The 13,509-nt window shown below is 62.3% G+C and carries 13 protein-coding genes; all 13 read left to right on the top strand.

Going from position 1 to position 13,509, the window contains the following annotated elements:
* Positions 1–114: 114 nt before the first annotated feature.
* The 13 genes from GJE22_RS05665 (at position 115) to smpB (ending at position 13,348) form a co-directional block, all read left to right on the top strand.
* Positions 115–1,245 carry a radical SAM/SPASM domain-containing protein gene (locus GJE22_RS05665; protein WP_186297422.1) on the top strand — a complete coding sequence of 377 codons (1,131 nt, stop codon included), beginning with the start codon at positions 115–117 and terminating at the stop codon, positions 1,243–1,245.
* Positions 1,246–1,364: 119 nt separating this feature from the next.
* On the top strand, positions 1,365–1,862 hold the full coding sequence (locus GJE22_RS05660; RefSeq protein ID WP_144688318.1) for a hypothetical protein: 498 nt from the start codon (positions 1,365–1,367) through the stop codon (positions 1,860–1,862).
* A gap of 42 nt (positions 1,863–1,904) precedes the next feature.
* Entirely contained in the window at positions 1,905–2,147 is a 243-nt protein-coding gene (locus GJE22_RS05655) for a helix-turn-helix domain-containing protein (RefSeq protein ID WP_087186682.1), read from the top strand.
* 46 nt (positions 2,148–2,193) lie between these two features.
* Positions 2,194–3,435, top strand: coding sequence for a VanZ family protein (locus tag GJE22_RS05650; RefSeq protein ID WP_186297423.1), 1,242 nt, complete (start codon positions 2,194–2,196; stop codon positions 3,433–3,435).
* Positions 3,432–3,677: a hypothetical protein gene (locus GJE22_RS05645; RefSeq protein WP_144688320.1), complete on the top strand. Its 246-nt coding sequence runs from the start codon at positions 3,432–3,434 to the stop codon at positions 3,675–3,677. Before GJE22_RS05650 ends, GJE22_RS05645 begins: the two co-directional genes overlap by 4 nt.
* A gap of 338 nt (positions 3,678–4,015) precedes the next feature.
* Positions 4,016–4,927: a YitT family protein gene (locus GJE22_RS05640; RefSeq protein WP_144688321.1), complete on the top strand. Its 912-nt coding sequence runs from the start codon at positions 4,016–4,018 to the stop codon at positions 4,925–4,927.
* 455 nt (positions 4,928–5,382) lie between these two features.
* Positions 5,383–6,282, top strand: coding sequence for a transketolase (locus GJE22_RS05635; protein WP_144688322.1), 900 nt, complete (start codon positions 5,383–5,385; stop codon positions 6,280–6,282).
* Positions 6,283–6,285: 3 nt separating this feature from the next.
* Complete coding sequence (locus tag GJE22_RS05630) at positions 6,286–7,212, top strand: transketolase family protein (RefSeq protein ID WP_144688323.1); 927 nt, start codon at positions 6,286–6,288, stop codon at positions 7,210–7,212.
* A gap of 198 nt (positions 7,213–7,410) precedes the next feature.
* On the top strand, positions 7,411–8,646 hold the full coding sequence (gene ftsE / locus GJE22_RS05625; protein ID WP_144688324.1) for a cell division ATP-binding protein FtsE: 1,236 nt from the start codon (positions 7,411–7,413) through the stop codon (positions 8,644–8,646).
* Entirely contained in the window at positions 8,633–9,550 is a 918-nt protein-coding gene (ftsX, locus tag GJE22_RS05620) for a permease-like cell division protein FtsX (protein ID WP_144688325.1), read from the top strand. The genes ftsE and ftsX overlap by 14 nt, the downstream gene beginning before the upstream one ends.
* A 220-nt stretch (positions 9,551–9,770) precedes the next feature.
* Positions 9,771–11,861, top strand: a complete 2,091-nt coding sequence (locus GJE22_RS05615; protein WP_144688326.1) for a ribonuclease R family protein — start codon at positions 9,771–9,773, stop codon at positions 11,859–11,861.
* A 64-nt stretch (positions 11,862–11,925) separates the two neighbouring features.
* Positions 11,926–12,891: a tetratricopeptide repeat protein gene (locus GJE22_RS05610; protein ID WP_144688327.1), complete on the top strand. Its 966-nt coding sequence runs from the start codon at positions 11,926–11,928 to the stop codon at positions 12,889–12,891.
* Positions 12,878–13,348, top strand: a complete 471-nt coding sequence (gene smpB, locus GJE22_RS05605; RefSeq protein WP_022349278.1) for an SsrA-binding protein SmpB — start codon at positions 12,878–12,880, stop codon at positions 13,346–13,348. The genes GJE22_RS05610 and smpB overlap by 14 nt, the downstream gene beginning before the upstream one ends.
* Positions 13,349–13,509 lie beyond the last annotated feature (161 nt).

Raw genomic sequence — 13,509 nt, 5'->3', positions numbered from 1 at the left:
AAATTGTCGAGGCAATCAGTTCGGTTTCATCTTGGGCGGGTGCCTGCGATTGGAAACGTTGAAACAGGCGCCATCATCGGGTTGACCAGCAGCGGGGCGGCGTTATGTGCGGCCATGGCGACACGCGATGTCCCCGAAGCGGACGTGCCTGCGGACTGCGTCGAGCTTGTTGCCTACATGAGGCAGCATGGCATTATTGAGGATGGAGCGGGCGAGGGCGTTTTGCACGCCGACCGGGTGCGGCTTCGCTCCGCTTATCTCCACGTGACCAATCGGTGCAATCTTTCATGTGTTGGGTGCTACTCAAGGGATGAAGGACGCAACCGTGATGAGGATCCGACGTTTGACCAGCTGGCGCATGCCGTCGATGTGCTTGTTGAGCTTGGTGTCGAGCAGTTGATTGTCTCGGGCGGTGAGCCGTTCCTACGAGAGGATCTTGCCGAGCTTGCTGCGCATGCCAAACAGGGCGGAATTGCCACGGTTATCATCCTTACCAACGGCATGCTTTGCACCGACGAACGTATCGCCCCGCTTGCAGGCAAGGTAGACACCATTTCCGTCTCGTTTGATGGGCCGTCGTCGCAGAGCCCGTCCTATATTCGCGGCAAGCAGCTCTTTGACCGGCTGGTCGAGGTGATCAAACGCATCAAGGGTGCCGGCATTCAAGCGCATATTCTTCCAACGATTCATGCCAAGAACATAGACGACGTCCCGGCATACCTTGAGCTGGGTAAACAGCTCGGCGCTACCGTGGGCTTCAGCTTGCTGAGCGGACTTACCGGCACACTCGGCGACCTTGCACCGAGCGATGACGATTTCGTGCGCCTTGCCGAGGTCATGCAGGCGGCAGGGGCAACGGCGGGTGTTGACAGCGTCTTCCTTGATGGCGCGCAGCCAACCCTTCAGGCCTGTGCGTGCTGCGGAGCAGGCAAAACGGACGTGAGCGTTGCCGCCGATGGCTCGGTGTATCCGTGTCACATGCTGCGCTATGCTCCATTTCTCTTGGGTAATGCGTTTGAGGATTCAGCCGATACGTTGCGCGATTCGCTCGCTCGGTTTGCTTTGCCTACTGTCGACGAGCTCGACGGCTGCAAGGACTGTAACAAGCGCTATCTATGCGGAGGTGGTTGTAGAGCACGAGCTTATATGGAATATGGTCGCGCAGATTGCCGCGACCCATACTGTGCGTACAACAAGCGGTCGATTGAGGATGCCGTGAGCTTCGTGCTTGTGGCAATGGCGTGAAAGGAGTTTTCTAATGCTGTTTGCGATTGAGGTGCAGAGCAAAAGGCCATGCAGAATAATCGGAGGTATCAGGATCGGCTTTTAGCTTCTTATTGGATGAAGCTACATGAGGAGCAATTATGCTGGACTTGGCGAAACAGGCATCGAAGCTAATTAGGCTGCTGATAGCGCTTTGTTGCGTGCTCACTTTTGGCTGTCTCATCAACTTAATCTTTGACGTGAGCGACATGTTGTCCATCGGCTTCCCATCTAATCTTGAAGCTTCTGGTAATGTGTGGTGCTATCTGATTATTACGTTTTGCAGCGATGTTCTTGATGCCGTTGTCCTCGTCGTTTTCGTTTCGTTTGCTCTGGTCGTGGCACGGAAGGGCGAGATCTTTAGCAAAGGACAAACCTATAGGCTTCTTGTCATTGCGATTCTCATGCTCGTGCAGGTAGCGCTTGGGCTGCTTGTCCCAAGCATCTCCCTGTCGAGCTTTCAAGGCTACGAAGCGGGAGCTGCGGTTGGTCCAACGCTCGACCTGCGCCAACTCTCCACGTCCATCATGTTCTTCATCTTTGCCGCCATTTCTGAATACGGCAGAATCTTACAGGAAGACTCGGATAACATTCTGTAAAATGACGCTAACGTTCTATGACGTACTAGAAAGGGGGACATCATGCCCATCGTTATGCGACTCGATCGCGTGATGGCGGACCGCAAGATGTCCTCCATCGAGCTGGCAGAGAAGGTTGGCATCTCTCCGGTGAATATCTCGCGTATCAAGACCGGTCGTCTCAAGGGCATCCGCTTCTCGACGCTTGAAGCCATGTGCAAGGCGCTCCGCTGCAAGCCTGGTGACATCATCGACTGGATGGACGAGGACGAGTACATCGCCGCGTTCGGCAAATTACCTGACTGACGAATGCCGACTCGTATTCATGCGAGGCGGCCGTATAGGTGACAACATGAACAATAAAACAAAGCGAGTCATTCGCCTCATCGTTGCGCTCACGGCGGGTGTCGCAGTGTTTTTCGGTGTGCTGCTGCTTCTGAACACGCAGGCGTATTCCGGCATGATTGGGCTGTTGGGCCCGGGCGTGCTCTCGAGTTCGATGCCGATGATGCTCGTGTCGCTCCTCTTCGCGGTGTTCGCAGCGGCCCTTGTTTACCAGACGCTGAATAACAGGGTGTATCTTGCGTTTACGCGCGTTGCGTTCGGTGTCTACCTCGCAGGTCTGCTCTTTGCGATTCTGGGCAAGAGCGTGGGCATCCGGGGCATTAATCTTAACCTCGCCGATGTTGTTGCCACGGTTCAGGTATATCCCGGTATGCTTCTGCTCAACATTGCGCTGTTCGTGCCACTGGGCTGGTATCTTTGCCGTCGCTTTGGGTCGATTGCGCGGGCTGCACTCGTGGCCCTCGCTGTCTCTTTTGTACTCGAAGTGCTGCAGTACGTGTTTGAGCTCGGGCTCACGGACATCGTTGATGTGTGCGCCAACACCTTGGGCGGGTGTATGGGTGGTCTTGCGTGGGCGTGTGCTGAGCCATTTTTGAATGTGGAAAGTGATGAGCGCTATGGTCAATGCTATGCCTTTAGCGTGCCGCAGGCGGCGGGCCGCCGGACGAAGCGCTCTGCGGTAGGTTTGGGAGCAGTGGTTGTAGCGCTTACCGCGTTCTGCTCCCTTGCTGCTGCCGCGAGCCCGCCGGTCGACCAGTCCTCCAACAACCAGATACTTGTTGATGAAAACGCGGATCCGGCATTGGTTGCGCTTGCTCAAGAACTCGACACCGGCACGGATTTATCGGCCTCAACACCGCTTGCCGTATCGGGCGTCTTGGTGCAAGACGAGCGTTGGGAAACCGAAGGCGGCATCACGTTTACGACGTTGGTTGTGGTGAGCGAGCAGCCCGATGCGACGGTGCCGAGCGTTCGCGTTGGTACGAGCTATCCCATCATGGTGGGGCCATCGGCGACGCTTTCATTCGGCGGCGAGCAAGTTGACGAAGACGGGTTGTACAAGGCGTTCATGGACGGCGGCATGCTGAGCGTTTCCTGCGAGCTTGTGCCCTATGGCGGGTGCTTCGTTGCAACGAGGTCGATGCTGCACCGTGCGAGAACCCCGACCCCGACGCGCCGCTCGCGTACTTTAACTTCAACATCTATTCCGACCTTTACTTGGGTGATATCGAGCGCCCAACGTTTATGACGTGGTCTGCTGACCAGAAGCACGTTGAGCTGTGCGGGCACGTGGGCTCGACGATGGAAGCTGAAGGTTCAGCGTGTTATGCGACCATCTGCGGGCTCGATGAGGTAGACGGAGTGCCCGTTCTGCATGCCGTGAACGTGTCATATGATCTGCCGCCTTCGGAGGATGGCGAGCCGAACGATCCCGAGGCGCATCTCGCCGCGCTTGGAGATGACGGTGCATTGCACCTCGCGGGCGAGTAGGGCACGCCCTTTCTGCGCCGTTTGTGTCAGCTCGTTCCACTTTTGGGAATATCTTTCCGGCTTCATCCGGAAAGTTTGGTTTGCATTGAGGGAAACCGCAGGATTGCGGCGACTGCAAGGGCGCTGTCTGACGGCAAGCGAAATAGATGTTCCCAAAAGTGGAACGAATGCACGCTCTCGGCCCTTCTTGGTCCACGACATTGCGGCATCCGTGTGAACGAACGGTTGACGTGCTACCATAGCCAGCGGAAAACTCAACGTCATGCGCCTGTTAGGGTACGGCGGTGCGAGGCGGCCCGGTTGGTCCGCGCGCGCCGTGCGCAGAAAGGAACGGGCCCATGGCCTCTCGGGTGAATATCTCGCGCGTCAACCTTACCGAACTCGTCCGTTCGCGCTTCGTGCGCGACCTGCCCCTCGTCGTGGCGGGCTGCGCCATCGCTGCGCTCGCGGTAGACATCTTCATGGTGCCCAACGGCCTCGCTGCGGGCGGTCTCACCGGTCTTGCCACCATCCTCTCCGAGCTTGCGCGCCGCAACGGCTTCTACCTGCCCGTTGGTCTACAGACCATCGTCTTCAATATCGTATTGCTGCTCTTCGTGATGCGCACGGGCGGCGTACGCTATGCGGTGCGCACCATCACGGGCTTCGTGCTGTTCGGCTTCTTTACCGACCTCTTCGTGCCGCTGGCCGAAACCTTCGCCGACGCGGCGAACGACCTCATGCTCTCTGCGCTGTGGGGAGGCATCATCTCGGGGCTTGGCTATGGCCTCGTGTTCCGCGCCGGCACCAACACAGGCGGCTCGGATACCATCGCGCAGATCATCTCGCGCAAGACATCGCTGCCCGTGGGCGCGACGGTCATGGTGATCGACGTGGCGGTGTGCGCGGCCTCGGCGCCGGTGTTTTCGCTCATCCAGGCGTTGTATGCAGCGCTTTCTATGGTGCTTTCCGGCTACGTGATCGATGCGGTGGTCGATGGCGGCAACCGCCAGCGTGCGGCCTTCATCGTGTCGGACGAGTGGGAGAACATCAAGGGGGCGATTTTTACGACGATGGACCGCGGCTGCACCGAGCTCATGGCGCGCGGCGGGTATACCGGAACCGAGCGACCGGTCATCCTGCTTATCATGAGCAAGAGCGAGATCCCCATCATCAAGACCATCGTGCATGAGTACGACCCCAACGCCATCATCATGATTACCGACGTGAGCGAAGCCATCGGTTACGGTTTCAAGGATTTTTCTGCGTAGCGCGGTCAGGCTCGGCGTTCGCTGAGCGTCCCGCTGCGTCGTCGATGGGGCGTAATATGCAATCTGGCGGCATTAATATGCATGGATTGGTTTCCTACTGAGGCGGCTCATATTAATTCGATCCTTTGAGGCTAGTTTTTCCAAATAATAGAACGCAATCTACCTGCAGCAATAATGCAATTCTGCAGGTAGATGATGCGAACAAAACTCGTGCCAAAGGATCGGATTTCGTCAGACCCCCAAAGTAGATGGGTAAATCCCATGCATGCGAAGCTGCGTCTGGCCCGTCTGTAAGCCGGGCGTCCGGCGGGTTGCGGCCACATATGCGGGCGCGGGATCGTTTCGCGTGCCGCCGCTGGTGCAGTTTTCGCGACGGTGGTTGCAGCCTCCAGTTACCGCCTTCCACCTGTTATGATGAACGAGTCTTAGGGGGACTTCTCTTTGAAGGGACGGACATGGCAACAGAACAGTTGAGAAGCGCTTGCGCACACGACGACGCGCAGGTTGCCCTCATCGCCAACCGGATGCGGCGCGATGTCGTCGAGATGCTCGAGGCGGCGGGCTCCGGGCATCCGGGCGGGTCGCTTTCGGCGGCGGACATCGTGGCAACGCTCTTTTTCTCCGGCGTGATGGGCTACGACGCCCAGGATGCCGAGAATCCGGAGCGCGATCGCTTCGTGCTCTCGAAGGGCCATGCCGCCCCCATTCTGTACGCGGCGCTCTCCCAGATCGGGTATCTCGAGCATGACGAGCTCAAGACGCTCCGTCATATGGGGTCGCGCCTGCAGGGGCATCCCGACTGCCATGCATGCCCGGGCGTGGAGGTCTGCACCGGCTCGCTTGGCCAAGGCCTTTCCGTTGCATGCGGCATTGCGCTCGGCTTCCGGGCCGACGCCGCGCGCGACGGTGGAGACCCCAAGCGCGTGTTCGTGCTCACGGGCGACGGCGAGCTCCAGGAGGGCGAGAACTGGGAGGCGGCCATGTTCGCCGCGCACCAGCACATCGATAACCTCGTGGCGATTCTCGACAGCAACAACCTGCAGATCGATGGCCATGTGAGCGACGTTAACGGCATCGAGCCCGTCGCGGACAAGTTTGCCGCCTTTGGCTGGGAGGTCATTGCGGCGGACGGTCATGACGTCGCCGACATGCACCGCGCGCTCAACGAGGCCGTCGCGGTGACGGGCAAGCCGGCCATCATCGTCGCCTCGACGGTGAAGGGCAAGGGTGTCTCCTTCATGGAAGACCAGGCCAGCTGGCACGGCGTGGCGCCCACACATGAGGAGGCCGCGCAGGCCATTGCAGAGATCGATGCCGCGTACGAGGAGCTCCTCGCCGCGCAGAAGGAGGCGTAAGTCATGGCGAAAGCGACGCGCGCCGCGTTCGGCGAGACGCTCATCAAGCTCGTTGACGAGGGCATGGACATCATGGCCGTGGACGCCGATCTCTGCGGCTCCACGACGACTGCTAAGTTCGGGGCGGCCTATCCCGACCGCCTCTTTGATGTGGGCATCGCTGAGCAGAACATGATCGGCGTGGCCTCGGGCTTGGCGCTCACCGGGCGCACGGTGTTTACCGGCTCGTTTGCGGTGTTCGGCACCGGCCGCTGCTGGGAGCAGATCCGAAATACCGTGTGCGATTCGGGCTTGAACGTGAAGATCTGCCCCACGCACGCGGGCATTACCGTGGGCGCGGACGGCGCGACCCACCAGGCGCTCGAGGACATCGCCCTCATGCGCGTGCTGCCGGGCATGCGCGTGCTCGTGCCGGCGGATTACGCGAGCGCCGTGGCTGCGATTCGCCTGGCTGCGGCAACGCCTGGTCCCTTCTATGTGCGTCTAGGGCGTGAGCCCTTGCCCGAGGTCTATGACGAGGGCTTCACCTGCGACGTCGCCTTCGCCAACGTGCTGCGCGAGGGCTCGGACATCTCCATCATGGCGTGCGGCGTGGAGGTTGCGCAGGCGCTTGCGGCGGCAGACGCGCTGGCCGCTGAGGGCATCTCGGCGGAAGTCGTGGACGTCATGAGCGTGAAGCCGCTCGACGAGGAGACGATCATCGCCTCCGCGGCAAAGACCGGACGCGTGCTGACGGTCGAGGAGCACAGCATCTATGGTGGCATGGGCTCCGCCGTGGCCGAGTTGCTCAGCGAGAAGCACCCCGTGCCGGTGACGCGCCTGGGCATGACGACCTTTGGCCAGTCCGGCGACGCGGCCGAGCTTCTTGCCTACTATGGTCTGGATGCTGCAGGTCTCGCCGCCCGCGTGCGCGAGGTGCTGGGTAAGTAGACGGTTAGCGATATGCCGCTCGCCTGCGTGCGGGCGTGTGGGGCGGGGCGAGTGCCGGTTGTGCGCTTGCCCCGCTTAGCGTTGTACGCCACCGCCTCGCGGGGGCACAGCTCCTCTACGCCTTTTCTGTGTGCGGTGGCGCTTGCTGGTACAATAAATCGCGCATGTAGATAAAACGCACGACTTGAAGGAGCAACAGTGGGCAACCACTTCCGTAAACCCGATGAAGGGCAGGACGCTCCGCGCCAAACAGAGCCGCAGACGGCCTCCCATTTTGCGTATTCCACCTCGTACGAGGGGCAATCCGAGGGACAGGCCGGTTCGCGCTTTGCAGCAGGCGCCGATGCGAACGAGGACGTCCTGTTCGGCGCCGCGCCTGCCGAGCAGGCGTACGCGCAACCCGCGGCCTATGCCGCCCAGGACAGCGTCTCTGAACCAACCATTGACCCGTTTGCCTACCAACCGGCGAACAACGACTTCGCAGCCTCCGCTTCTGCGGATGCGCTTGCGGGCGTGCCGTCGCCTCTGGACGCACCTGCGCCGCAAGGCGATCTAAGCTCCCAACTGCCTCAGATCCCCGATCCCATGGCGGCTCCCGAACCCGAGGTAACCGCCGACCAGGCCCATGAGGTCGCGACCCTCGACACCGCGCTTCAGAGCTCTGATTTCACGCAGGTGTTCGCGCCGGTGCAGGAATCGCGCAAGAAGATGGCGCGCGAGGCGGGCGTCGACCCGGTGATCGTGATGGAGCACGTGACCAAGATCTACCCGGCACAGCCCAACAAGCCCGCGCTCGAGGATGTCAACATCGAGATCTACCCCGGTGAGTTCGTCTTCTTGGTGGGCCACTCCGGCTCGGGTAAGTCCACCCTGCTGCGCACCATCATGCGCGAGGTCAAGCCCACCCAGGGCCGCGTCATGGTCGCCGGGCAGGACCTCACCCGCATTCGCAACCGCAAGGTGCCCTACCTGCGCCGCCAGATGGGCATCGTGTTCCAGGACTTCCGTCTCCTGCCCAACAAGACCGCGTACGAGAACGTGGCCTTCGCGCTCGAGTGCATCGGCAAGCCGCGCGGCGTCATCCGCGCGCAGGTGCCCGAGGTGCTGCGACTGGTGGGCTTGGCGGAGCAGATGAACTCCACGCCCGACCAGCTTTCCGGTGGCGAGCAGCAGCGCGTGAACGTTGCGCGCGCCATGGTCAACCGCCCGCCGCTGCTCATCTGCGACGAGCCTACGGGCAATCTCGACCCGGCGATCTCGCTGGGCATCATGAAGCTCCTCGAGCGCATCAACCGCACGGGGACCACGGTAATCGTTGCGACGCACGACCGCGAGATGGTCGACTCCATGCACCGGCGCGTGATCGCGCTCGAGGCCGGCCACGTCGTGCGCGACCAGGAGAGGGGAGGCTACGGCAACTATGGCGCCCTCTAACATCGGCTACTCGCTCCGCGAGGCCTTCAGCCACTTCTTCCGCAACTGGACCACGTCGTTCGGTGCGGTCATCACCATCTTCCTGTCGCTCTTTATCATCGGCCTCTTCATCGTGGGCTCGGCGCTCGTTACGTCTGCCATTGGCACGATCGAGGACACGGTGACCATCAACGTCTTTATCTCGGACGACGCCACCGACGACGAGGTGCAGGCGTTCCAAGAGAAGCTCGAGAGCTGGCAGAACGTCCAGAGCGTCAACTTCAAGTCGAAGGACGACGCGCTGGAGGATTGGCGCAACATGTCGTCGAGCGCCGACTCAACGATTGCCGCGCTCGACGGCGAGAATCCGCTGCCCCGCTCGTACGAGGTCGTGATGGAGGATTCTTCGCAGGTTGAGGACATGGCCAACCGCATCAAGGAAGATACGGACTTCCAGGCCATGGCCGATAACGGCGATGTTGACGAGAGCGTGCAGTACAGCCAGGAGATGGTGGGCCGTCTGTTCCAGGTGACGGGCTACATTCGCATCGCCTGCATCGTGCTCGTGGCGCTGCTCACCTTCATCGCGTTCATCTTCATCAACAACACGATTCGCCTCTCCATCACGGCGCGCCGGCGCGAGATCGCCATCATGCGCTTGGTGGGCGCCTCGAACGGCTTCATTCGCGGGCCGTTCGTGACCGAGGGCGTGTTGCAGGCGCTCCTGGGCGCGCTGCTTTCCATTGGCGTGCTGGAACTCGTCCGCAACTTCCTCATGCCGCGCGTCATGAACATGGTGAGCTGGTGGCAGTTCGAGATTCCGCTCGAGGTGTACCTCATGACCTACGGCGCGTTGATTCTGGTCGGCCTGGTCATCGGTCTCTTTGGTTCCGCCATCGCGATGCGGCGGTATCTCAAGGTGTAGCCCAAGAATGCTCACGAGCGGAAGGCCAGTCTTTCCTCTCGCGCTGGTCCTCGGAGTTCAGCTTTTGCTGAACTCCTGCGGAATCGCGCGCGAGGAAAGGCCGGCCTTCCCTGTAAAGGTTTTGGGCTACACCTTGGATACCTTGGGACAGTGGGTAGAACGTGTGTGGGAACATCGGCTCTGCTGATGTTCTCCTTTTGGATGGAGGCAGGTGAGAAGCATGGGCCGAAAGCGTTCGGGGCGCGGGCGGCGTTCGCCGGTGCGGCGTGAGCGGCGACCGAGCCTGACGGGCACGGTTCGCCTTACCGAACGGCACGGGTTCGTCGAGACAGCCGAAGGGTCGCTGAAGCTGGCTGGCCGCGCGCTGCGCGAGGTCATGGACGGCGACGTTGTGGCCGTGAGCGTCCAGCGCGGTGAGGGCGGCAAGCGCGCCACGGTGGAGAGCGTGATTGAGCGCGCGGCGGCTTCCATCGTGGGCACCTACGCCGAAGCGGGCCCGCTCGGTGCCGTGCATCCGCTCGATACGCGCATAAAGGCCGACTTCTTCATACTCCCGCACGACCGCTCCGCGCGCGATGCAGGGGTGCAGGTGGGCGACATCGTTCGCGCTCGCATCGTCTCCTATCCGTCGCGTTACGAGTCGGGTGTCGTGACCATCGAGCGCCGCATCGGTGGCGAGGATGCTGCCGACCTGGGCATCCAGTGCGTTATGGCCCGTTTCGATCTTGAGGACGGCTATCCTGAGGAGCCCGAGCGCGCGGCGTCTGAGCTTGTCCAAGATATTGAGGGCGCGCTCGCCGATCCGCTTCGGTGCGACGTGCGAAACCGCTTCGCCTTCACCATCGATCCTGCCGACGCGCGAGATTTCGACGATGCCATCTCGATTGAGCGCACGCCTGCGGGCGGTTTCGAGCTCGGTGTGCACATCGCGGACGTGTCGCACTACGTTGCGTGGGGAAGCTCCATCGATCTTGAAGCGCGGCGCCGCGGCACGTCGGTGTATCTCGCCGACCGCGTGCTGCCCATGCTTCCCGAACGGCTGTGCAACGACCTCTGCTCGCTGCGACCCGATGAGGACCGGCTTGCCATGACGGTCGATATCAACCTCGATGCCCGCGGGCGCGTGCAGGGTGCGCGCATGTACCCGAGCATCATTCGCTCCCGCGTGCGCCTGGCCTACGGCGAGGCGGATAGGCTTCTGGAGGCAGGGGAGGCTGCTGCGGCCGAGGGCGGCCCGGACAGCGCCCTTGCTCGGAAGCTTGCGCATGCGGCAGCTGAGGGAGCGGACCTTGTCGAGGTGCTGCGCACAGCGGACGACCTTGCGCGGCTGCGCCGCACGGTTCGCGAACGGCGGGGCGCGCTCGACTTCGATACCGTAGAAGTTCACGCGCTCCTCGACGAAGCGGGGAGGCCCTACGAGCTCACGTGCCGCAAGCGGACCGCTGCAACGAGCCTTGTCGAGGAGGCGATGCTCCTTGCGAACGAGTGCGTTGCGGCATACCTGACGCGGCGCGGCGTTGCGAGCGCATTCCGCGTGCACGATGCTCCGGCCCCCGATCACCTTCAGGGCGCGGCATCAGCCCTCGTGGAGCTCGGCGTCATCGACAGGGCGCTCGGCCTTGCCATCTCTGCAGGCAGCCAGGAAGCCATGCGCCGTGCCATCGATGAGGCGGCGGGAACATCGGTCTTTGAGCTTGTGAACGCCCTGCTGCTGCGTGCCATGCAGCGTGCGGTCTATCGGCCAGACAACGAGGGGCACTATGCGCTTGGAGCCGAGGCATACTGCCACTTTACGAGCCCCATCCGGCGTTACCCCGACCTTATCGTGCACCGTACGCTCAAGCTCGCCCTTGCCCGGGAGCGCCTGGGTGCACGCGCGGTCCGCGAGCGCGCTCCGCGTCTGGTGGGCGCGGGGCGAGAGGGGCTCGATGCCGTGCTCCCTGCGCTCTGCAGGGCGTGCAGCGAGCGCGAGCGCATCGCCGACGCGGCGGCTCATGCCTCGCAGAAGGTCGAGGTTGCGCGATATTATGGCGAGCGCATCGGCGAGCAGTACCATGCGGTGATCAGCTGGGTGAGCGAGATGGGCGCCTTCGCCCGTATGGACGATACGCAGGCCGAGGGGCTCATCCACCTGCGTGACCTGGGAGATGAATGGTTTGATTTCGACGGGCGCCAGCTTGCGCTCGTGGGGTCGGTGAGCGGCCGCACCGTGCGCCCCGGCAACCGGGTGATCGTCGAGGTGCTCTCGGCCAATCCCGCGCGCGGCCATCTCGATCTGGCGCTCGTCACCTCGCCGCGTGCGCTACACTGATGCGAAGCAGCGAGTACGCCGGGCGGCTGCATGCGCCGCTCGATGCAAGTTTTTTGGAGGACCAATGGACCTGTCCGTAAGCTTGGAGGACATCCAGCACGTAGAGAACTTCCTCGGTCAGGGAGATGTTGAGAGCGCCTTGCCCGCGCTTTTGGAGATGCGCGACGCCATCGAGGACTATGCGGAGCGCGTGTGCCGTGCGACCGACCATATTCAGTATTTCACGTTTTCCGATTCGTTCGAGCTTCTGGCGTATCGCCGGGTTGAGAAAGACCCGCGCACCATCCAGCAGGCTCCGATTCCGTTCGACCGGGTGTACTCGGACCTCGCCTTCGTCTATATCCAGCAGCAGGAGTACGCGCTCGCCCGCGATGCCCTCAAGCAGGCCGTGCGCTGGAATCCGATGAACTGCGCCTACCGGCTCGACCTTGCCGAGCTGTACCGCGTGCTCGGCGATGCGCGCGAGTGGGCGGCGCTCAACTACTCCGTGCTCGCGCGTGCGGCAGATGCCAAGCTCTTCGGGCGCGCGTGCGCGGGTCTGGGACTGTTCTTCCTCGATAAGGATGAGAAGATGCTCGCTTCGGGGTTCGCGCGCCGCGCGGCGGCGTATGCTCCCGGCGAGCGGCAGACGCTCTCCCTCATGCAGCGCCTCATGGCCGAAGCTCCCGAGGAGGCGAATGCGAGCGAGGAAGAGGCGGCCCGCGCACTCGAAGAGCAGGGCTTCGAAGCCGATCCGAACGCCGAGATCGCTATCTGCCTGCTCATGTGCGCTACCGATGCCGCGCAGGAGGGTGACCGCAACGAGGCGACTCGGTACACCCTGCGCGCCCGCGACCTGGTTGGCGAGGATGCGGCAAAGGCGCTCATCCAGCTGATTCGCGAAACGGATGCGGAACTGGCGGCGGAGCATTCCGGTGGTAACGTGCCCGCCAGTGAGGGCGAGGTCGTTGATGCCGTGATGGCGGCGAGCGCGCAGGCGGGCCTTGCGGCGGCGGAAAACGAGGATGGAGGCCCCGATGCCGAGTCGTAGGGAGCGAAAGCTCATCGCGAAGAACCGTTCCGCGCACCATGAGTATTTCATCGAGGAAACCTATGAATGCGGCGTGGAGCTCTCGGGCACCGAGGTCAAGAGCCTGCGCGAGCGAGGATGCCAGATCAGCGACACCTTCGCGCTCATTCGAGGTGGCGAATGCTGGCTCATGGGCGTGCACATCCACCCGTACAGCCATGGCTCGATTTTCAACCGCGACCCCGATCGCCGGCGCAAGCTCCTGCTTCATCGCAAGGAGATCGACCATCTTGACCAGAAGCTGCGCACGCGCGGTTATGCGCTCGTCCCTCTCGAGCTCTACTTCAACGACCAGGGGCGCGTGAAGCTCATGCTGGGGCTCGGCCGCGGCAAGAAGCTCTATGACAAGCGCGAGGACATGGCAAAGCGCGACATGCAACGCGAGATCGAGCGCGCGCTCAAGGAGCGTAGCCGCTAGCGGGGCCGGGGTGCAGCGCTGTGGGTACGGTGCGGTCGCCGGCTGTGTGCGGGCAAAGCGCGGGCGCCGGCTGCGCGCGGGCCGCTGGCCGAATCATCCCTCCACGGTTGTGGCGTGGGCCTTAGACTGGTACGAAGGGGCGCGTTGTCCGTGCCCCGTTA

It is taken from the genome of Enorma shizhengliae, from assembly GCF_009676995.1.
In the GTDB taxonomy this organism is placed as follows: domain Bacteria; phylum Actinomycetota; class Coriobacteriia; order Coriobacteriales; family Coriobacteriaceae; genus Enorma; species Enorma massiliensis.
This window is presented reverse-complemented; position numbering and strand designations above follow the sequence as displayed.

Coding starts and splice junctions, on each gene's coding strand:
- GJE22_RS05665 (WP_186297422.1), top strand. CDS start 115: ATGGCGACACGCGATGTCCCCGAAGCGGACGTGCCTGCGGACTGCGTC.
- GJE22_RS05660 (WP_144688318.1), top strand. CDS start 1,365: ATGCTGGACTTGGCGAAACAGGCATCGAAGCTAATTAGGCTGCTGATA.
- GJE22_RS05655 (WP_087186682.1), top strand. CDS start 1,905: ATGCCCATCGTTATGCGACTCGATCGCGTGATGGCGGACCGCAAGATG.
- GJE22_RS05650 (WP_186297423.1), top strand. CDS start 2,194: ATGAACAATAAAACAAAGCGAGTCATTCGCCTCATCGTTGCGCTCACG.
- GJE22_RS05645 (WP_144688320.1), top strand. CDS start 3,432: ATGACGTGGTCTGCTGACCAGAAGCACGTTGAGCTGTGCGGGCACGTG.
- GJE22_RS05640 (WP_144688321.1), top strand. CDS start 4,016: ATGGCCTCTCGGGTGAATATCTCGCGCGTCAACCTTACCGAACTCGTC.
- GJE22_RS05635 (WP_144688322.1), top strand. CDS start 5,383: ATGGCAACAGAACAGTTGAGAAGCGCTTGCGCACACGACGACGCGCAG.
- GJE22_RS05630 (WP_144688323.1), top strand. CDS start 6,286: ATGGCGAAAGCGACGCGCGCCGCGTTCGGCGAGACGCTCATCAAGCTC.
- ftsX (WP_144688325.1), top strand. CDS start 8,633: ATGGCGCCCTCTAACATCGGCTACTCGCTCCGCGAGGCCTTCAGCCAC.
- GJE22_RS05615 (WP_144688326.1), top strand. CDS start 9,771: ATGGGCCGAAAGCGTTCGGGGCGCGGGCGGCGTTCGCCGGTGCGGCGT.
- GJE22_RS05610 (WP_144688327.1), top strand. CDS start 11,926: ATGGACCTGTCCGTAAGCTTGGAGGACATCCAGCACGTAGAGAACTTC.
- smpB (WP_022349278.1), top strand. CDS start 12,878: ATGCCGAGTCGTAGGGAGCGAAAGCTCATCGCGAAGAACCGTTCCGCG.